This is a genomic window from Geodermatophilus sp. SYSU D01176 (assembly GCF_054050015.1).
The window spans coordinates 45,800-63,549 of record NZ_JBJGYN010000024.1 but is presented as its reverse complement, the minus strand read 5'-3'; the positions used below and the strand labels follow the sequence as shown (position 1 = coordinate 63,549).

The following is a 17,750-nucleotide window of genomic DNA, read 5'->3' as shown; positions in this document are numbered from 1 at the left end:
GCCCGGGACGACGGCCCGGCCGGCCGGCCCGGTGCGGTCGCGAGCCCGCCGGACGCCGCTGACCCTGGTGCTCGCGGCGGCGGTGGCGCTGCTCGCGCTGCTGCCGCTGGGCTACGTCGCCGCCGCGCTGGCCGACGTCGGCTGGGACGGCGTCCGTGAGCTGGTGGTCCGTCCCCGGGTGGGCGAGCTGCTGGGCAACACGGTGCGGCTGGTCGGCGGCACGGTGCTGCTGTGCGCCGTCCTCGGGGTCGGCGCGGCCTGGCTGGTGGAGCGTTCGGCGCTGCCGGGACGGCGGATCTGGCACGTGCTGCTGGTGGCGCCGCTGGCGGTGCCGGCGTTCGTCAACAGCTACGCCTGGATCTCGCTGCTGCCCGGCCTGGACACCTACGCCGGCGCGCTGCTGGTCGTGACGCTGTCGTACGCCCCGTTCGTGTACCTGCCGGTGGTCGCCGCCTTCCGCGGCCTGGACCCGGCGCTGGAGGACACCGCCCGCGGGCTGGGGCTCTCCGGCTGGTCGGTGTTCCGGCGGGTGCAGCTGCCGCAGTTGCGGGTGGCCCTGCTCGGGGGCAGCCTGCTCGTCGCGCTGCACGTGCTGGCCGAGTTCGGTGCGCTGCAGATGCTGCGCTACCCGACCTTCACCACCGCCATCTACGACCAGTACCGCGCCACCTTCAACGGGCCCGGCGCGACCGCGCTGGCCGGCGTCCTGCTGCTGCTGTGCCTGGCCCTGCTGGTGGCCGAGCTGCGGCTGCGCGGGCGCCACGGGTACGCCCGCACCGGGTCCGGCGTGGCGCGCACCGGGCGGCCGGTGCGGCTGGGTGCCCTCACCGCCCCGGCGCTGCTGGCCCTCGCCGCGCTGGTCGCGCTCTCCCTCGCCGTGCCGCTGGGCAGCCTGGCGCTGTGGATGGTGCGCGGCTCGTCGACCGCGCTGGACGTCGCCGCGCTCACCTCCACCACGGGGACGACGCTCGGGCTGGCCGCGGTCGCCGCCGCCGTCACCACCGCGATGGCGCTGCCCACCGGCTGGCTGGCCGTCCGCGCGCGCGGCCGGCTGGCCACGTTCCTGGAGCGCAGCACCTACCTGGGCAGCTCGGTGCCGGCGATCGTCATCGCCCTCGCGCTGGTCACCGTCTCCCTCGAGGTGACCCCGTGGGTCTACCAGACCGTGCCGGTGCTGCTGGCCGCCTACGCGATCCTGTTCCTGCCGCGCGCCATCGTGACCGTGCGCGCCGCCGTCGAGCAGGCGCCGCCGCTCTACGACGACGTCGCCGCCTCGCTGGGCTGCTCCGCCCCGGACCGGCTGCTGCGGGTGACGCTGCCGCTGCTGGCCCCCGGGCTCGGCGCGGGCGCGGCGCTGGTCTTCCTGGCCGTGGTCACCGAGCTGACCGCCACCCTGCTGCTCGCGCCGACCGGCACCACGACGCTCGCCACCGCCTTCTGGTCGGCCAGCAGCGCGCTGGAGTACGGCGCCGCCGCCCCGTACGCGGTGGTCATGGTGCTGCTGTCGGCGCCGGCCACCGTGCTGCTCTCCCGCGACGCCCGGCGGGGGCTGACGACGTGAACCCCTCTCGAGGACGGCTGCCATGAGCTCCCTGACGGTCACCGGCGTGACCAAGTCCTACGGCGCGACGCCGGTCCTGGCCGGTGTGGACCTGCACGTGCCCGAGGGCTGCCTCACCGCGCTGCTCGGGCCGTCGGGCTGCGGCAAGACCACGCTGCTGCGGCTGGTCGCCGGCTTCGACGACCCCGACCGCGGCACCGTGGAGGTCGGCGGGCGGACCGTGGCCGGCGCGGGCCGCAGCGTGCCCGCGCGGCGCCGGCACATCGGGTTCGTCCCGCAGGAGGGCGGGCTGTTCCCGCACCTGTCGGTCGCCGGCAACGTCGCCTTCGGCCTGCCGCGCCGCCAGCGCCGGGACGCCGGCCGGGTGGCGGCGCTGCTGGAGCTCGTCGGCCTGGACGCCGCCCTGGCCGAGCGCTCGCCGCACCAGCTCTCCGGCGGCCAGCAGCAGCGGGTCGCGCTGGCCCGCGCGCTCGCGCCGGCGCCGTCCCTCGTGCTGCTCGACGAGCCGTTCTCCTCGCTGGACGCCGCGCTGCGGGAGGAGACCCGGCAGGCGGTCGCCGACGCGCTGGCCGTGGCCGGGGCGACCGCCGTGCTGGTCACCCACGACCAGGCCGAGGCGCTGTCGATGGCCGACCAGGTGGCGGTGCTGCGCGGCGGCCGGCTGGTGCAGCTGGCCGACCCGCGCACGCTGTACCGCAGCCCGCAGGACCTCGACGTCGCGACGTTCGTGGGGGAGTCGGTGGTGCTCGACGCCGACGTGCGGGCCGGCCGGGCGCACTCGGCCCTCGGCGTGCTCGACCTCGAGCGCACCTGCCCCGACGGTCCGGCGCGGGTCCTGCTGCGCCCGGAACAGCTGCGGCTCGGCCCGGCGACCGGGGCCGGGCCGCGCGCCCGCGTGCGCGCCGTCGACTTCTTCGGCCACGACGCGCGGGTGCGGCTGGAGCTCCCGTCGGGGGTGGCGTTCAGTGCCCGGCTGGAGGGTCGAGACCTGCCGGCGGCCGGCGACGACGTGACGGTCGGCGTCCTCGGCGCCGCGCTGCCGTTCCCGGACGACGCGCGGGTGCGGACCTGAGTGTCGGCTGTGGGTTAGGTGTGCCTAAGCTCACCCGCGTGGACCTCTTCCTCTTCACGGTCGACCCCGGCTGGGGCGCCGAGGTGGTCGCCGCAGGCGCGGCCGGGATCGTCGTGGACTGGGAGCGGCGCGGCAAGCACCGCCGCCAGCTCGGCGAGGGCACCCAGATCAACGGCGACACCCCCGCCGACCTCAGCCGCATGCGCGTGGCCACCGACGGGCGGCTGCTGTGCCGGATCAACGGCTTCGGGCCGTGGACGCGCGCCGAGGTGGACGACGCGGTCGCCCGCGGAGCCGACGAGCTGTTCCTGCCGATGGTGCGCACGGCCGAGGAGGTCGACCGCACCCTCGACCTGGTCGCCGGCCGCTGCGGGCTCGGCATCCTGATCGAGACCCAGGACGGCGTGGCGCGCGCGGCCGAGCTGGCCCGCCGGCCGCTGTCCCGGGTCTACGTCGGCCTCAACGACCTGCGCATCGACCGCGGCTCGCAGCAGCTGTTCACGCCGCTGGTCGACGGCACGGTGGACGCCGTCCGCGCGGCGGTGCCCGGCCCGTTCGGCGTCGGCGGGCTGACCCTGCCCGAGGGCGGCGCGCCGGTGCCGGCCTGGCTGCTCGCCGCCGAGCTGGTCCGGCTGGGCGCCGACTTCACCTTCCTGCGGCGGTCCTTCACCGCCGACATGGCCGGGCGGGACCCGGCCGTCGAGGTTCCCCGGCTGCTCGCCGTCCTCACCGGGCTGGCGACCGCCACCGCGGCCGAGGTGGCCGAGCGCCGGGCCGCCCTCGTCGCGGCGGTGAGCGGCGTGCCGGTGGCCCAGCCGGCGTGAGGGCGCTGGTCACCGGTGCCGGCGGCTTCGTGGGCCGGCACCTGGTCGCACGGCTGCGCGGCGACGGGTGGGACGTCGTCCCGCTGACCCGCGCCACGGTCGACCTGGCGTCCCCGTCCGACGCCGCGGCCGCCGTGCGGGCGGCCGACCCGGACGTCGTGTTCTCCCTGGCCGCCGCGCGCCGCAAGGCCACGCCGGAGGAGCGGGCCGCCACCGTCGCGGTCAACACCAGCCCGTGGCTGGTCGACGCGCTGCCCGCGCGGTGCCGCGCCGTCGTCCGGCTGGGCTCGTCGACCGAGTACGCCGCCGCGCCGGTGCCGCTGGCCGAGGACGCCGCGCTGCGCCCGCGCGGGTTCTTCGGCGCCACCAAGGCGGCCGGCTCGCTGCTGTTCCAGGCCGCCGCGGCCGAACGCGGGGTGCGGGCGGCGGTGCTGCGCGCCTTCCAGGTGTACGGGCCCGGCGACCACCCGACCCGGCTGGTGCCGGTCGTGCTCGACGCCGCCCGCACCGGCGCCGTCGTCCCGCTGCCCGCCCGGGTGAGCCGGCGGGACTGGGTGTGGGTGGGCGACGTCGTGGACGCGTGCGTCCGGGCCGCGCTCGCCGACGACCTGCCGCCGGGACAGGTGCTCAACATCGGTACCGGCGTGCAGACCTCGACCGAGGAGCTGGTGTCCGTGGCCTCGCGGGCGACCGGCCGGCCGATCGCCACTGAGGCCGGCGCGCACCCGGGCCGCGACTGGGACACCGACTGCTGGGTCAGCGACCCGTCGCTGGCGGCGTCCGTGCTCGGCTGGCGGCCGACCGTCGACCTGGCCGGGGGGCTGGCCCGCACCTGGGCCGCGCTCGCGTGAGCCGGGTCGCCGTCGTCGTCCCGGTGTACCGGAACGCGGCGACGCTCCCGGCGCTGGTCGACCGGCTGGGCGCCGCGCTGGCCGGCCGGGACTGGCGGGTGCGGCTGGTGGTCGACGCGTGTCCTGCCGGCAGTGCGGACGTCGCCCGGCGGTTGGCCGGCCCGCAGGTCGGGGTGACCGTGCTGGAGGTGAACGGCGGGCAGCACGCCGCGCTCCGGCGGGGGCTGGCCGACGAGCCGGAGGCCGACGTGTGGGTGTGCATGGACGCCGACCTGCAGGACCCGCCGGAGGCCGTGCCGCGGCTGCTCGACCGGCTGGCTCGTGGAGACGTGGCGGCGGTGTTCGCGGGGCGGCGCGGGGCGTACGAGTCGTGGCTGCGGCGCTCCACCGGCGGTGTGCACCGGCGGGTGGCCGCGCTCCTGACCGGCCTGCCCCCGGACGCGGGCGCGTTCCTGGCCCTGTGCCCGGCCGTGCGGTCCGCCGTGCTGGCGGCTCCGGACGCCCCGAGCGTCGTGCTGGCCGTCGGCCTGGCCCGGCAGCCGGTGACGAGCGTGCCGGTCGCACGGGACGTGCGGCCGGAGGGCCGCTCGGCGTGGACGGCGCGGGCGCGGCTGGGGCAGTCGGTGCGTGCACTGACCTGGGCCCTGCGCGAGAGGTAGTGGTCCCGGGCCGGGCAGCGGTTCGTGCGCGCATCGCTCTCCGGCACGCTCTCCGGCACGCTCACCGGTCGCGATGAGTGCACCAACCGCGCCCGGGAGGCGGCGGGGCCGGCCCGGGCGCTTCAGCGGGCCGCCCACTCCGGGTGCGGCCCGCGGTGGACGGCCGCGTAGACCTGGTCGCGCAGCTCGTTGGCGCGCTCGTCGGTCAAGGTCCCGGAGAGGGGGCGCAGCTCCAGCCGCAGCAGCACGTTGACCTGGTCCTGCCGCAACCCGAGCCGCCGGCGCGCGGCACCGGGGAGGTCGGCGTAGCCGGTGCTGGACAGGACGGTGACCGACTCGAGGTCCTCGACCGCGGGACCCAGAGCGGCACGGACGGCGTCCCCGAGCAGCTCGCCGTCGACCGGGGCGTCGGTGACGATGGAGAGGTCCCGGCGCACCGGCGGTTGCGACGACACCGGCCGCCACGGGAGCAGGTCGAGCAGTTGGACGGCGAGGCGCGGGTCGGTCGAGCGCAGCACGCGGATGTCCGGGATCCCCTTGCGCACCATGAGGGCCCGGTCCAGCCCCATGCCCAGCGCCAGGCCGGTCCAGCGGTCGAGGTCGAGACCGGCGCCGGCGAGCACGTGCCCGGCGACCAGTCCGCACTCGGCCAGCTCCACCCAGCCGGAGGCGGTGCACACGTCGACCTGCAGGCCGTGCGTCGTGTAGGGGTGGCGGGCGGGAGACGTGCGCCGGCGTCCCCCTGGCAGCACGGCGCCGACGACGAGGTCGACCATCTGGTCGAGGTCGTCGGCGTCCAGCCGCCGGCCGGCGGGCCCGGTCGTGGCGATGCGCCACAGGTCCACCTGGTGGGGTGTGCCCACGTGCAGCCGGTCGATGGTGTCCCGGCGGTAGCACAGGCCGGGGAGGGCCAGCAGCACGTCGATCCCGGTCCCGGCGCCCGCACTGCCGGCGAGCGCGCGCAGGGCCGGTGGGACGCCGGCGGTGGTGTGGCTGCGCAGCATGACCGTCTCGGCGGCGTAGCGGCTGTACCGGGCGTCCCGGGTGACGTCGGCGGCCGCGTAGCCGAGCCGGTCGTAGTTGTCCTCGACGCTGACCAGCGGCCGGCGCCGTTGCACGTCGAGGGCGCAGGACCAGGCGCCGGTCAGGGCGCCGAGGACGTCGTCCAGCAGCGACTGCATCGCGTGCGGACCACCGGCAGGGTCGGACAGGTCGCGCAGCTCGAGCGCGGCCGCGAGGTCGCGGGGGGACAGCAGAGGAGTCACGGGATGCCCCTTCGGGTCGTCGGCGGGTGAGGGGAGGTCACCCCCGGCCGACGGCGCCGCGGACGGGCTACCGGCAGACCTCGGTGCCCCCACGGCTGCTCGGCAGCCGGGGGCGGGCGAAGGAGGTCGCGGGCTCGGGCACGGATCGACGGTAGCGCTCCCGAACGGCGCCGCCCACGGCATTTCGGAGCCGCCCGGCGTCGGGGGAGGAGCGGCTCAGCGCGCCCAGACCTGGACCAGCAGGTCGGTCTTCGACGCGTCGAAGGCGTACTCCCCGACCACCCGGAGCCCGGCGTCGAGCAGGACCTCGTCGTCGTCGGTGGACACGACCTCGCCGCGGATCACCCGGCGGACCAGCCACACCCGGTCGGCGGTTCCGGGGGCGTCGTCCGGCGGCAGGACGACGTCGGGGCGCAGCTGCGGCGCCGTCGTCCGGACGTAGTGGTCCAGCCCGGTCGCCGAGCGCTGGTCCGCGGCGACGATCGGCTCGCCGGCGCGGTGCTGCTCGGCCAGCAGCGCCACCACCTCGTCCGCCCGTTCCCGCGGCTGCCGCTCGGCCAGCGGGGACGCCGCCACCAGGGAGCAGGCCACCAGCAGCCCGGCGACCGGCACGCGGGCCGGGCGCGGCACGGTCAGCGCGCCCACCGCCGCCAGCACGCCGAGCCCCAGCAGCCCGGCCAGCAGGTAGCGGGGCAGGTACACCGGCCGCAGCTCCTCGGCCAGAAGCAGCAGCCCCAGCGGCACGAGCAGCCAGCAGGTCCCGACCACCCGGGCCCCGGTGCCGCGCAGCGCGCCGAGCACGGCGAGTCCGAACACCAGGTACAGCAGCGGGGTCAGCCCGCCGGTGAACGCCTCGGCGGCCTGGTCGGCCAGCGTGCCCCCGGTGTCGCGCAGGTGCTGGGCGTTGCGCGCGCCGGTCCCGTTGAGCAGGTTGACCCCGACCAGCCCGACGGCCGGCAGGGCTGCCACCGCACCGGTGAGCGCCACCGGCACCGCCCGCAGCCCGCGCAGCAGCAGCGCCGCGACGACGAAGGCGGCCAGCACGGTTCCCGCGTACCAGTGCGCCAGCCCCATCCCCGCTCCGGCCAGGCCGAACAGCAACAACCCCCGAGGAGCGCCCTGCAGCCAGCGCACCAGCCCGAGCAGCGCGCCGCCGGTCGCCAGCACCGCCAGCCCGTAGGGCCGCGCCTCCACCGCCTGCTCCAGCAGCAGCGGGTTCACCGCCAGCACGACGCCGGCCAGCACCCCGGTCGCCCGCGTGGCCAGCCGGGTCACCGCCCGGGTGACCAGCGCCAGCCCGCCGGCGCTCGCCAGCAGCGACAGCGCCCGCAGCGACGTGTCGCCGCCGAGCCCGGGCAGCGACACCCACGTGTGCACCACGAAGTACCAGGGCGCGTTGTACGACGGCGGGACGTCGGCCAGGTAGCTCGTCGTCCCACGGCCCTCGACGATCGCCGCGAGGATCTCCCGGTACGGCCGGCGGCCCACCTCGGCGGTGAACAGCTCGTCGAACCACAGGCCGTGCCCCGGCGCCAGCAGCACCGCGCCCAGCAGGACGACGGCCAGCGGCGGCACGAGCTCGAGCACGGACCAGCGGGACGACGACGGCGCGGGGACCGGCTGCGGCGGTGCGGACGCCCGTTCCGCCGTCGTGCTCATGCCCAGCAGGTTAGGCGACCCTTCCTCGACGGCCCGACGTGTCGGCGGCGCGCCGTAGGGTCCGGGACCGACGCAGGGGAGTAGGTCAGGCGAGCGGCTGGTCCTGCTGGTTGTGACCCCTCTTCCAGAAGGGGACGGCGATCCACCACCAGACGAGGAACACGGCGATGGCCACCGCGGTGACCCACGCCAGCGTCAGGTCGAACACCGCATCGGTCACCAGCAACACCGCGCCGACGATCGCGACGGCCAGCACGGTCAGCCCGAGGAACGCCGACCGGTTGCTGCGCCGCAGCAGCGCCTCCTTGTCGTGCTGGCGGAACAGCACCCGGTGCTGTGCCGCGGGTGCGATGAGCAGCCCGGTCGCCACCGCGGCGGCCAGCAGGGTCACGAAGTAGACGTCCCGCTGGAAGTCGGTGAACGGCGTGCCCGGCTGCTGGAAGGGCACGATCAGCAGGAACGCGAAGAGGAACTGCACCCCGGGCAGCGCCACCCGCAGCTCGTTGAGCAGCTCCATCAGCTCGCGGTCGATCCGCTCCTTGCGGCTCTCTCCGGGGTCACCCTGCGAGTCGTCGCGGTGCCGTGCACTCCGCACGTCGGTCATCCCCACCGGCCTCCCGTTCACCTGCCGTTCACCTTCGGCCGGATGGTGCCACGCCGCGGGGGTGGGTACGCGCCGTTCGAACGCCCCATCCACCAGGAGGACGACGTGTCGATGTGGACGCCGATGGAGCCGAACCCCGGCCGGGAGGACGACGGCATCCCGGCCGCCGACCCGGGCGTGGGCGCCCCGCCCACCGCCGACGGGTTCGGGATCGGCGGCGAGGAGCCCGACCGGCCCGAGGAGGACGCGCCGGAGACGACCGACACGGACGGCGACGGGGACACGCCGTTCCGCACCCCCGACCCGGGAGACGTCGGGCGCTGACACGGACGAGGCCCGGCGGACCGATGCGGTCCGCCGGGCCTCGTCGCGCCGGATCAGCCCTGGACGGCAGCCACGGCGCGGTCGACCAGGTCGTAGTGGCCCACCGCCCAGAAGACGGCGCCGGCCGCCGCCAGGCCGCCGATCGTTACCGCCGCCGAGCTCACCGGGTGCTGCTTGGCGTGCGCCCAGGTGTCGCGCGCCTTGCGCCGGAAGGCCACGAAGAACCGCCGGGCCCACTCGAACTCCGTCGACCACACCCACAGGCCCACCAGGATCGGCGGGATGGTGAGCGGCCCCGGCAGCACGGTCAGGGCCAGGCCGAGCAGCACGAACAGCAGCCCGGCGAGGAACACCGCGACCCGGTAGGCGGTGGCCAGGCCGGGCTTGCGGCGGACGCGGTCCCGCCACGAGCCGGGCTCGACCGGTCGCGGCTGGCCCAGCCCGTCGGTGCAGTCGGGGCAGCGGGTGGCGCCGCCCCGGACGGCGTGCGCGTCCTGGGCATCGAGGGTGCGGGTCAACGGGACTCCAGAGGTGGGTCGGGGTGTGGGGGCGGCGCGGTCAGCGCTGGGCGAGCCCGCGCGCGACCTCGCTGGGCCGCTGCTGCTCACCGGCGTAGGAGCTCACGACGACGAGCGCACCGGTGAGCGCGGGGATCACCCACTGCAGTTGGTCGAGCTTCGCCTGGGCCGCGGCGACCTCGGCCTTTGCCCGCTTGCTCGGCTTGGTGCCCGAGCGGGACGGCGTGCCGCCGGCGTCGGAGACGACCTTGCCCAGCGCCCGGCTGTACGCCGTCACGCCCAGCGCCGCCGCGGTCAGCGCCGTCTTGAGCGTGCTCATCCCCGCCACGCCCTGCTGTTGCGCGACGCGCCTCCGGTTGCCGATCAGCTGGCCGACGCTGCCGACCAGGTGGGCGCCGATGGCGGCGGCGTTGACGGGCGTCCACCGGTCCCAGCCGGCGTTGGCGACCCGGCCGGTGTCCGAGGCGCTGCCGGCCTCACCGGCCGCGGCGTTGAGCGCGACGGCGTTGGCCAGCGTGCCGCCGAACCAGGCGGCGAGACCGACGTCGTGCAGCGAGCGGGACAGGGTGTTGCGCGCCATTGCTGAGCTCCTCCGGATGAGAACGGGAATGGAGTCGCTCTACCCCGCTTCCGAGATCCACACTCGGTTGCGTGCCACCCGGCGCGCTCAGCTCCCGTAGCGCAGCGCCGCCCGCCGGCGCGCCTTGGCCGCCTCGACCTCGCGGTCCTTGGGCGGAGCGGTCGTGACGAGGGCGGCCAGCAGCCGGGCGGAGGCCTCGGCGACCTCGGCGACGGCGCGGTCGAACACCGCCGCGTTGGCCTGCGAGGGCCGCGCCGTCCCGCTGATCTTCCGCACGTACTGCAGCGCGGCGGCGTGCACCTCGTCGTCGGTCACGGGCGGCTCGAAGTTGGCCAGCGGCCGGATGTTGCGGCACATGCCGGCAGCGTAGGAGCGCCCACCGACGTCCGGGGGGCGCTCAGGCGGCGAGACCGGCCCGGTCGACCCGGCGGTGGTAGCGGGTGCCGAGCCCGCCGCCGAGCACCGCGCCGGCCAGGGACGCGGCCGCGGCGGCGGCGAGCGTGACCAGCCCGGCGGTGGTCGCGGTGCCCTCCCCGACCGGGATGCGCGGCAGCTGCAGCCGGGCGAGCACGTTGTACTCGCTGCCCAGCATGGCGGCGGCGCCGGAGACCAGCAGGACGACGACCAGGCCGAGCAGCCAGACGGCCGCGCCCTGCCGCATCCCGGTGAAGCGCGCCATCCGCCCGGCGACGTACCCGCCCGCGAGGTAGGACAGGAAGAGGACGACGAGCAGCGCCACCGCCCCGCCGAGGCCCACCTCCCCGACCGAGGCCCCCTCCGTCAGGCCCAGCGCGACGTCGGCCGCCGACACCAGCGCGACGAGCAGGACCGCGAGGCCGGTCGCCGACAGCCAGCCGAAGAACGCCGCGCCCCAGTGGACACCGCCGAACTCCGCCTGCTGGACGGCCACGGCGTCCCGCGCGGCGCCGGAGGTGGTCGACGCGCCGTCGGCGCCGGGCAGGGTGGAGTCGCGGCGAGCCATGGCGGGCCTCCTGGGGAAGATCGGAGCCGGACGTGCCCGGCGGGGTGCCCGGTGGGCCGCGGCGGAAACGGCGCGCCGGGGGAGGGGAGGACGGCGGTGGTGGTGCTGCTGGTGGACGCCGCGAACGTGGTCGGCGCCCGGCCCGACGGCTGGTGGCGGGACCGCGCCGGCGCGAACGCCCGGCTGCTGCGCCGGCTCGCGCCACTGGCCGGGAGCGAGCTGCCCGCGCCCGGCGGCGGACGGGTGGCCTGCGACGAGGTGGTCGCGGTCGTCGAGGGGGCCGCGCGGGACGTCGAGGCCCCGGCCGGCGTGACTCCGGTGCGGGCCGATGGCAGCGGGGACGACGCCCTGGCCGCGTGCGCCGTCCGGCTGACCGGGGAGGGCCGGGAGCTGCTCGTCGTCACCGCCGACCGCGGCCTGCGCGCCCGGCTCCCCGCCGGCGTCGCCGTCACCGGCCCCGGCTGGCTGTACGACCTCCTGCCCGCGGCACCCGGGGAGGGCCCCGCATGACCCGCGGTGGCCGTGGGTAGAGCGACTCCACCTACGCGGGTGCCGACTGCTGCCCGCGGGTCCGCCCCCTCCCGAGCCCGAGGAGCCGCATGCCGCCGACCCGCCCCCTGACCGCCCTGGTCACCGGCGCCTCCAGTGGCATCGGCCGCGCCACCGTGCACACCCTCGCCGCCCGCGGCGCCCGGCTGGTGCTCGTCGCCCGGGGACGCGAGGCGCTGGAGGTGACCGCCGCCGAGGCACGGGAGAAGGGGGCCGCCGACGTCCTCGTCTGCCCGGCCGACGTCGTCGACGCCGACGCCGTGCAGCGGGTGGTGGAGACCGCCGTCGCGCGCCTCGGCCGGCTCGACGCCGTCGTGCACTCGGCGCAGACCATGGCCTACGGCCGCATCGAGGACGTGCCCCGCGCGGCCTTCGAGGCCGTCGTCGACACCTCGCTGCACGGCACCGCCAACATCGCCCGCACCGCCCTGCCGGTGTTCCGCCGCCAGGGAGCCGGGCACCTCGTCGTCGTCAGCTCGCTGCTGGCCTCGGTCACCGCGCCGCTGATGGGCACCTACGCGGCGGCCAAGTGGGGCCAGCTGGGGCTGGTGCGCACGCTGCAGCAGGAGACCCGGGACGCGCCCGGCGTGCACGTCTCCGCCGTGGCGCCGGGCGGGGTCAACACCCCGATCTACTACCAGGGCGCGACCTGGGCCGGCAGCACCGGCCGGCCGCCGCCGCCGGTCTACTCGCCGGAGCGGGTGGCGCGCGCGGTGGTGGCGCGGCTGGAGCGGCCGCGGCGGCTGGTGCAGTCGGGGATCGCCAACCCCGTGGTCATCGCCGGCTTCCGGCTGCTGCCGGCCGTCTACGACGCGCTGGTCGGGCCGCTGTTCCGGGTGTTCGCGCTCGCCGGGGACGGGGCGCTGCCCTCCGAGGGCAACGTGTTCGCCTCCCGGCCGGAGCGCAACGCCAAGGACGGCCGCTGGCACGGCGTCTGAGTGAGCGGCCGAGGCGTCAGCGGCGCCCGCGCGGCTCGGCCAGCGCCTCCTCGAACGCGGTGACCAGGCCGGCGGCGACGTCGCGCAGCTTGACGTTGCTGCGCTGCGAGGCCGTCCGCAGCAGGTCGAAGGCCTGGTCGGCGGTGCACCGTTCCCGCGCCATCAGGAGGCCGACCGCCTGGCCGATGGTCGCCCGCGTGTCCAGGCCGCCGAGGAGCGCCTCGGCGCGCTCGTCGCTGTCGGCGAGCCGCAGCGCCACCGCCAGTGCGCCGGTGGCCTGGCCCGCCCAGCGGGCGGCGGCGGCCTCGTCGTCGGCGCTGAACACCCGGGGCTCGGTGGCGTAGAGGTTGAGCGCGCCGCTGCGCCGGCCGTCCACGACCAGCGGCAGGGACAGCGACGACCCGATGCCGAGCTCCGCGGCCCGCGCCGGGTAGGGGGCCCAACGGTCCTCGGCGGCCATGTCGTCCACCCGGACGACGGTGCCGGTGCGCAGCGACTGCAGGCACGGTCCGGTGTCCATCTCGTACTGCCGCTCGTCGGCCCGGTCGGCCAGCGGCCCCGTGCTGGCCACGGTCACCCCGCTGCCGTCGCGGGTGAGCGTCAGCCCGCAGGCGTGGGCGCGGGGGACGTGCCGCGCGGTCAGGTGGACCAGGTCGTCGAGGAAGGCGTTGAGGTTCCCCGCCGTCGCCAGTGCGGCGAGCAGCTCGCCGTCGTCCGGCCCCGCGTCCCGTCTCGGCGTCACTGCCGCCCGTCCTCCGTGTCGTGCCCCGCTCGGCGGTGCCCCGCCGACGGAGTATCCCGCACGCCGCCCCGGCGGTCGGGTCTGCCGGGAACGGTGCCGTGAACGGCGTGTTGCGCCCGGGGTGGCCCGTTGACCCCGCGCTGACGTGCGACGACGCTGGCCCCTCCCCGCCGTCGGCGGGCCGACGCCGGGAGGCCGCCCATGACCGCTGATCCCACTGCTCACCCCGCCCGGACCCGGCCCGCCGCGCACGCGGGGGTCGAGGCCGAGCGGGTCGAGGCCGGCTACCTCGAGAAGCGCCGGCTGCGCACCGGGACGGCGGGCTGGCTGCTGCTGGCGGGCCTCGGCGTCTCCGCGGTCATCTCCGGCGACTACGCCGGGTGGAACTTCGGCCTGGCCGAGGGCGGCTTCGGCGGGCTGCTCATCGCCACCGTGCTCATGGCGGTCATGTACACGGCGATGGTGTTCGGGCTGGCTGAGCTGGGCTCGGCGCTGCCGACCGCCGGGGGCGGCTACACCTTCGCCCGCCGCGCACTGGGTCCGTGGGGCGGGTACGCCACCGGCGTCGCGGTGCTCATCGAGTACGCGATCGCCCCGGCGGCCATCGCGACGTTCATCGGCGCGTACGTCGAGTCCCTGGGGCTGTTCGGCATCACCGACGGGTGGTGGGTCTACCTCGCGGTCTACGCGCTGTTCGTCGGCATCCACCTGCTGGGCGTCGGCGAGGCGCTCAAGGCGATGTTCGCCGTCACGATCGTCGCGCTCGCCGGGCTGGTGGTCTTCCTGGCCGGCGCCGTCCCGCGGTTCGATGCGGGGAACCTGCTCGACATCGCCCCCACCGACGCCGCGGGGGCCTCGGCGTTCCTGCCCTACGGGATCCTCGGCATCTGGGCGGCGTTCCCCTTCGCCATCTGGTTCTTCCTCGCCGTGGAGAGCGTGCCGCTGGCCGCCGAGGAGGCCCGCGACCCGGCCCGGTCGATGCCGCGGGGGATCGTCGCGGCGATGGGCGTCCTGGTCGTCCTCGCCGTCCTCATGCTCGTGGTGACCCCGGGTGCGGCGGGCTCCTCGGCGATCGCGGGGTCGGGCAACCCGCCGGTCGACGCGCTGGCCGGTTCCGGCGCACCCGGCGGGCTGACCACGGTGGTGAACTACGCGGGCCTGTTCGGCCTGGTCGCCAGCTTCTTCTCGATCATCTACGCGTACTCGCGACAGACCTTCGCGCTCTCCCGCGCCGGCTACCTGCCCCGGGCGCTGTCGGTGACCAACGGCCGCAGGGCGCCGGTGCTGGCGCTGCTCGTGCCCGGCGCCATCGGGTTCGTGCTGTCGCTGACCGGTCAGGGCGCGATGCTGCTCAACATGGCCGTGTTCGGGGCGACGGTGTCCTACGTGCTGATGATGGTGAGCCACATCGTGCTGCGCCGCCGCGAGCCGGACCTGCCGCGCCCGTACCGGACCCCGGGCGGGACGGCGACCACCGGCGTCGCCCTGGTGCTGGCCGCCGCCGCCGTCGTGGCCACATTCCTCGTCGACGTCACCGCCGCGCTCTGGACGCTCGCGGCCTACGCCGCCTTCCTCGCCTACTTCGCGGTCTACAGCCGCCACCACCTCGTGGCGTCAGCGCCGGAGGAGGAGTTCGAGCTGCTGGCCGACGCGGAGGAGGACGTCAGATGACCGAGCTCGCGAGGTCATCCATGGACACAGCACCGTCGGGGACGAGACCGACGAGCGCCAGCGAGGAGGGGTCGTGACCGTGCGCCGCGCGACGCTGGGCGGGCACACCCACGAGTTCCCGACGCTGGTCGAGCTCATGGCGAAGGCGACGCCGGCCCGCTCCGGCGACGTCCTCGCCGGGTGCGCCGCGGAGTCGGCCGCCGAGCGGGTCGCCGCGCAGACGGTGCTCGCCGACCTGCCGCTGGCCACCTTCCTCGACGAGCAGGTGGTCGGCTACGACGAGGACGACGTCACCCGGCTGGTCCTGGACACCCACGACGCGGTCGCCTTCGCGCCGGTCGCGTCGCTGACGGTGGGGGAGTTCCGCGACCGGCTGCTGTCCTGGGCCGCGGCCGGCGACGAGACGTCGATCAGCGGCCTGGCGCCCGGGCTGACACCGGAGATGGTCGCGGCCACGTCGAAGCTGATGCGCAACGCCGACCTGGTCGCCGTCGGCCGGCGCACCCGGGTGGTCACCGGGCTGCGCAGCACCCTCGGCCTGCCCGGCCGGCTGGCCTCCCGGCTGCAGCCCAACCACCCGACCGACGACCCGCTGGGGGTCACGGCCTCCATCGTCGACGGGCTGCTGCAGGGCTGCGGGGACGCTGTCATCGGGATCAACCCGGCCACCGACTCCCCGGCCCGCACGGTCGCGCTGCTGCAGCTGGTCGACGAGGTGATCGGCCGGTACGGCATCCCGACCCAGTCCTGCGTGCTGGCGCACGTGACCACCACGCTGCGGGCGCTCGAGCAGGGCGCGCCGGTGGACCTGGTGTTCCAGTCCGTCGCCGGCACCCAGGCGGCCAACCGCGGTTTCGGCGTCACCCTCGACCTGCTGGCCGAGGCCCGCGCCGGGGCGCTGGCGCTGGGCCGCGGCACGGTCGGGTCGAACGTGACCTACTTCGAGACCGGGCAGGGCTCGGCGCTGTCGGCCGACGCGCACCGCGGCATCGGCGGGCGGCCGGTCGACCAGCAGACGCTGGAGGCGCGCGCCTACGCCGTCGCCCGGCACTTCGACCCGCTGATCGTCAACACCGTCGTCGGGTTCATCGGCCCGGAGTACCTCTACGACGGCAAGCAGGTCCTGCGCGCCGGTTTGGAGGACCACTTCTGCGGCAAGCTGCTCGGCCTGCCGATGGGCGTGGACGTCTGCTACACGAACCACGCCGAGGTCGACGAGGACGACATGGACGCCCTGATGCTGCTGCTCGGGGCCGCCGGCTGCACGTTCCTCATCGCCGTCCCCGGGATGGACGACGTGATGCTGCACTACCAGTCGCTGGCCTTCTCCGACGTGCTGGCCACCCGCTCGGTGCTCGGGCTGCGGCCGGCGCCGGAGTTCGAGGCGTGGCTGGCGCGGATGGACCTGCTCGACGACGACGGCCGAGTACGCGAGCTGACCGCCGACGCGCCCGCCGCCCGGGCCCTGCTCGCGGCGGCGTCGGCGTGACCGACGACAGCCTTTCGCGCGCGAAAGGCACCCCCGACAGCCTTTCGCGCGCGAAAGGCACCTCGGCGGACCCGTGGGCGGTGCTCCGCGCCGCCACCCGCGCCCGCGTCGCGCTGGGCCGGGCCGGCGACGCGCTGCCCACCGCGCGGGAGCTGGAGTTCCGCGCCGCGCACGCCGCGGCCCGCGACGCGGTGCACCAGCCGCTGGAGCCGTCGCTGGTCCGGGCGCAGCTGCCGGACGCCGAGCTGCTCGAGGTGCACTCGGCCGCGCCCGACCGCGCCACCTACCTGCAGCGGCCCGACCTCGGCCGGCAGCTCGCGGAGGGCACGTCGCTGCCGCGGGCCGAGGCCGACCTCGCCGTCGTCATCGCCGACGGGCTGTCCCCGCGCGCGGTGCACGAGCACGCCGCCGGGCTGGTGACCGCCCTGCTGGAGCGGCTGCCCGGCTGGACGGTCGCCCCGCTGGTGCTGGCACACCAGGCGCGGGTGGCGCTGGGCGACGCGGTGGGCGAGGCGCTGGGCACCCGGGCCGTCGTCGTGCTGATCGGCGAGCGGCCGGGGCTGTCGTCGGCGGACTCGCTCGGCGTCTACCTGACCTGGGACCCGCGGCCGGGGCGGGTGGACTCCGAGCGCAACTGCGTCTCCAACGTCCGCCCGCCGCACGGGCTGTCCTACGCGCAGGCCGCCGACACCGTGGCTGCGCTGCTGGGGGCGGCGCGCGAGCTCGGCGCCTCCGGCGTGGTGCTCAAGGACGAGGGCCCGGCGCTGCCCCCCGGAGCCGGCTGAGGGTCAGGCGGAGAACTCCTCGACCGCCGCCTGGCCGGTGTTCGCCTCCCAGAACTCGGCCACCCGGTCGCCCTCGAAGCGGAAAGAGGTGGGCGGCGAGGACGTCGAGGGTGCGCTCGCCGCGGTGTCCCGAGAGGTGGACCCCGGTGCCGCCGTCGGTGTCGTCGACGAAGCCGGTGCGCAGGTCCATCCGGGAGCTGCCCTCGGTCAGCTCCATCGTCCGGCCGAACACCTCGAACACCGCGGGCGCCGGTGTACTCGCCGGAGAGCTGGTTGCGCCCGGGCTCGTGCCACCGGATGTCCGGCGTCCAGACCTCGGTGAGGTGGTCGAGGTCGCCCCTGCCGAAGGCCTCGTGGGCCCGGCGCAGGCGGGCGAGGTCGGGGTGCTCGGACACGGCCCGCCTCCTCGCAGGAGGAGGACCCTCCTGCCCCCGGCCCCGTCCCGGGTCCCGCCGGCCCCGCGGGGAGCAGGGGGTCCTGCGACGACGGGTGGGGACGGGCTCCTGCGACCTGCAGGAGGGCCTCGTGGGCGGGGTACCGCGTCGGCGTCACCGGGCGGACGACCCAGTACGACACCCGGCGACGCCGGCGGGTGCGAGCAGTGTCGACCCCGCCGCCGGTCCGGGGAAGGACGCGGGCGGCGGCCGGGTGTGGCGGTTGCCCTCCGTCCCGGGACC

The 17,750-nt window shown here is 76.6% G+C and carries 19 protein-coding genes; 11 read left to right on the top strand and 8 right to left on the bottom strand.

Translation table 11 applies throughout. From position 1 onward, the window contains the following. The first annotated feature begins 31 nt into the window (after positions 1–31). From ACI78Z_RS14420 to ACI78Z_RS14400, 5 genes are read left to right on the top strand one after another with little or no spacing between them, the layout of a single operon-like run. The gene (locus ACI78Z_RS14420) at positions 32–1,561 is read left to right on the top strand and encodes an ABC transporter permease (protein ID WP_457037219.1); all 1,530 of its coding nucleotides are present in this window, start codon (positions 32–34) and stop codon (positions 1,559–1,561) included. 22 nt (positions 1,562–1,583) lie between these two features. Then, complete coding sequence (locus ACI78Z_RS14415) at positions 1,584–2,633, top strand: ABC transporter ATP-binding protein (RefSeq protein ID WP_457037218.1); 1,050 nt, start codon at positions 1,584–1,586, stop codon at positions 2,631–2,633. A gap of 38 nt (positions 2,634–2,671) precedes the next feature. Next, positions 2,672–3,457 (top strand): aldolase/citrate lyase family protein, encoded by a 786-nt coding sequence (locus ACI78Z_RS14410; RefSeq protein WP_457037217.1) that lies wholly within the window; start codon positions 2,672–2,674, stop codon positions 3,455–3,457. After that, a complete protein-coding gene (locus ACI78Z_RS14405; RefSeq protein ID WP_457037216.1) occupies positions 3,454–4,308 on the top strand; it encodes an NAD-dependent epimerase/dehydratase family protein in 855 nt (284 codons plus the stop codon). Before ACI78Z_RS14410 ends, ACI78Z_RS14405 begins: the two co-directional genes overlap by 4 nt. Then, positions 4,305–4,967, top strand: a complete 663-nt coding sequence (locus ACI78Z_RS14400; protein WP_457037215.1) for a glycosyltransferase — start codon at positions 4,305–4,307, stop codon at positions 4,965–4,967. Before ACI78Z_RS14405 ends, ACI78Z_RS14400 begins: the two co-directional genes overlap by 4 nt. A 122-nt stretch (positions 4,968–5,089) precedes the next feature. Here ACI78Z_RS14400 and srmL read toward each other — a convergent pair whose 3' ends face one another. The 3 genes from srmL to ACI78Z_RS14385 form a co-directional block, all read right to left on the bottom strand. After that, complete coding sequence (gene srmL / locus ACI78Z_RS14395; RefSeq protein WP_457037214.1) at positions 5,090–6,232, bottom strand: PheS-related mystery ligase SrmL; 1,143 nt, start codon at positions 6,230–6,232, stop codon at positions 5,090–5,092. Between the two features lie 216 nt (positions 6,233–6,448). Further along, complete coding sequence (locus ACI78Z_RS14390; protein ID WP_457037213.1) at positions 6,449–7,891, bottom strand: hypothetical protein; 1,443 nt, start codon at positions 7,889–7,891, stop codon at positions 6,449–6,451. An 85-nt stretch (positions 7,892–7,976) separates the two neighbouring features. Next, complete coding sequence (locus ACI78Z_RS14385) at positions 7,977–8,495, bottom strand: DUF6328 family protein (RefSeq protein ID WP_457037212.1); 519 nt, start codon at positions 8,493–8,495, stop codon at positions 7,977–7,979. Positions 8,496–8,537: 42 nt separating this feature from the next. Between ACI78Z_RS14385 and ACI78Z_RS14380 the strand changes: the two genes are divergently transcribed. Then, positions 8,538–8,819, top strand: coding sequence for a hypothetical protein (locus ACI78Z_RS14380; protein WP_457037211.1), 282 nt, complete (start codon positions 8,538–8,540; stop codon positions 8,817–8,819). 53 nt (positions 8,820–8,872) lie between these two features. Here the strand turns inward: ACI78Z_RS14380 and ACI78Z_RS14375 are convergent, their stop codons facing one another. The 4 genes from ACI78Z_RS14375 to ACI78Z_RS14360 all read right to left on the bottom strand — a co-directional run bounded on the left by ACI78Z_RS14375 (position 8,873) and on the right by ACI78Z_RS14360 (position 10,899). Further along, complete coding sequence (locus ACI78Z_RS14375; RefSeq protein WP_457037210.1) at positions 8,873–9,337, bottom strand: PGPGW domain-containing protein; 465 nt, start codon at positions 9,335–9,337, stop codon at positions 8,873–8,875. 40 nt (positions 9,338–9,377) lie between these two features. Continuing rightward, the gene (locus ACI78Z_RS14370; RefSeq protein WP_457037209.1) at positions 9,378–9,917 is read right to left on the bottom strand and encodes a hypothetical protein; all 540 of its coding nucleotides are present in this window, start codon (positions 9,915–9,917) and stop codon (positions 9,378–9,380) included. 87 nt (positions 9,918–10,004) lie between these two features. Further along, a complete protein-coding gene (locus tag ACI78Z_RS14365; protein WP_457037208.1) occupies positions 10,005–10,274 on the bottom strand; it encodes a DUF2277 domain-containing protein in 270 nt (89 codons plus the stop codon). Positions 10,275–10,314: 40 nt separating this feature from the next. Beyond that, positions 10,315–10,899, bottom strand: coding sequence for a hypothetical protein (locus tag ACI78Z_RS14360; RefSeq protein WP_457037207.1), 585 nt, complete (start codon positions 10,897–10,899; stop codon positions 10,315–10,317). A gap of 96 nt (positions 10,900–10,995) precedes the next feature. On the opposite strand from ACI78Z_RS14360, the gene ACI78Z_RS14355 reads away from it, so the two are divergent. Further along, positions 10,996–11,409, top strand: a complete 414-nt coding sequence (locus ACI78Z_RS14355) for a hypothetical protein (RefSeq protein WP_457037206.1) — start codon at positions 10,996–10,998, stop codon at positions 11,407–11,409. 89 nt (positions 11,410–11,498) lie between these two features. After that, the gene (locus ACI78Z_RS14350; protein ID WP_457037205.1) at positions 11,499–12,386 is read left to right on the top strand and encodes an SDR family NAD(P)-dependent oxidoreductase; all 888 of its coding nucleotides are present in this window, start codon (positions 11,499–11,501) and stop codon (positions 12,384–12,386) included. A gap of 16 nt (positions 12,387–12,402) precedes the next feature. Here ACI78Z_RS14350 and ACI78Z_RS14345 read toward each other — a convergent pair whose 3' ends face one another. Next, positions 12,403–13,128 carry a GAF and ANTAR domain-containing protein gene (locus ACI78Z_RS14345; RefSeq protein WP_457037204.1) on the bottom strand — a complete coding sequence of 242 codons (726 nt, stop codon included), beginning with the start codon at positions 13,126–13,128 and terminating at the stop codon, positions 12,403–12,405. A 201-nt stretch (positions 13,129–13,329) separates the two neighbouring features. Here ACI78Z_RS14345 and eat point away from each other — a divergent pair, with 201 nt between their 5' ends. The 3 genes from eat (at position 13,330) to eutC (ending at position 17,073) form a co-directional block, all read left to right on the top strand. Beyond that, positions 13,330–14,799, top strand: a complete 1,470-nt coding sequence (gene eat, locus ACI78Z_RS14340) for an ethanolamine permease (RefSeq protein ID WP_457037203.1) — start codon at positions 13,330–13,332, stop codon at positions 14,797–14,799. Between the two features lie 73 nt (positions 14,800–14,872). Beyond that, on the top strand, positions 14,873–16,288 hold the full coding sequence (locus ACI78Z_RS14335) for an ethanolamine ammonia-lyase subunit EutB (RefSeq protein WP_457037202.1): 1,416 nt from the start codon (positions 14,873–14,875) through the stop codon (positions 16,286–16,288). Next, the gene (gene eutC / locus ACI78Z_RS14330; RefSeq protein ID WP_457037201.1) at positions 16,285–17,073 is read left to right on the top strand and encodes an ethanolamine ammonia-lyase subunit EutC; all 789 of its coding nucleotides are present in this window, start codon (positions 16,285–16,287) and stop codon (positions 17,071–17,073) included. Before ACI78Z_RS14335 ends, eutC begins: the two co-directional genes overlap by 4 nt. Positions 17,074–17,750: the final 677 nt, after the last annotated feature.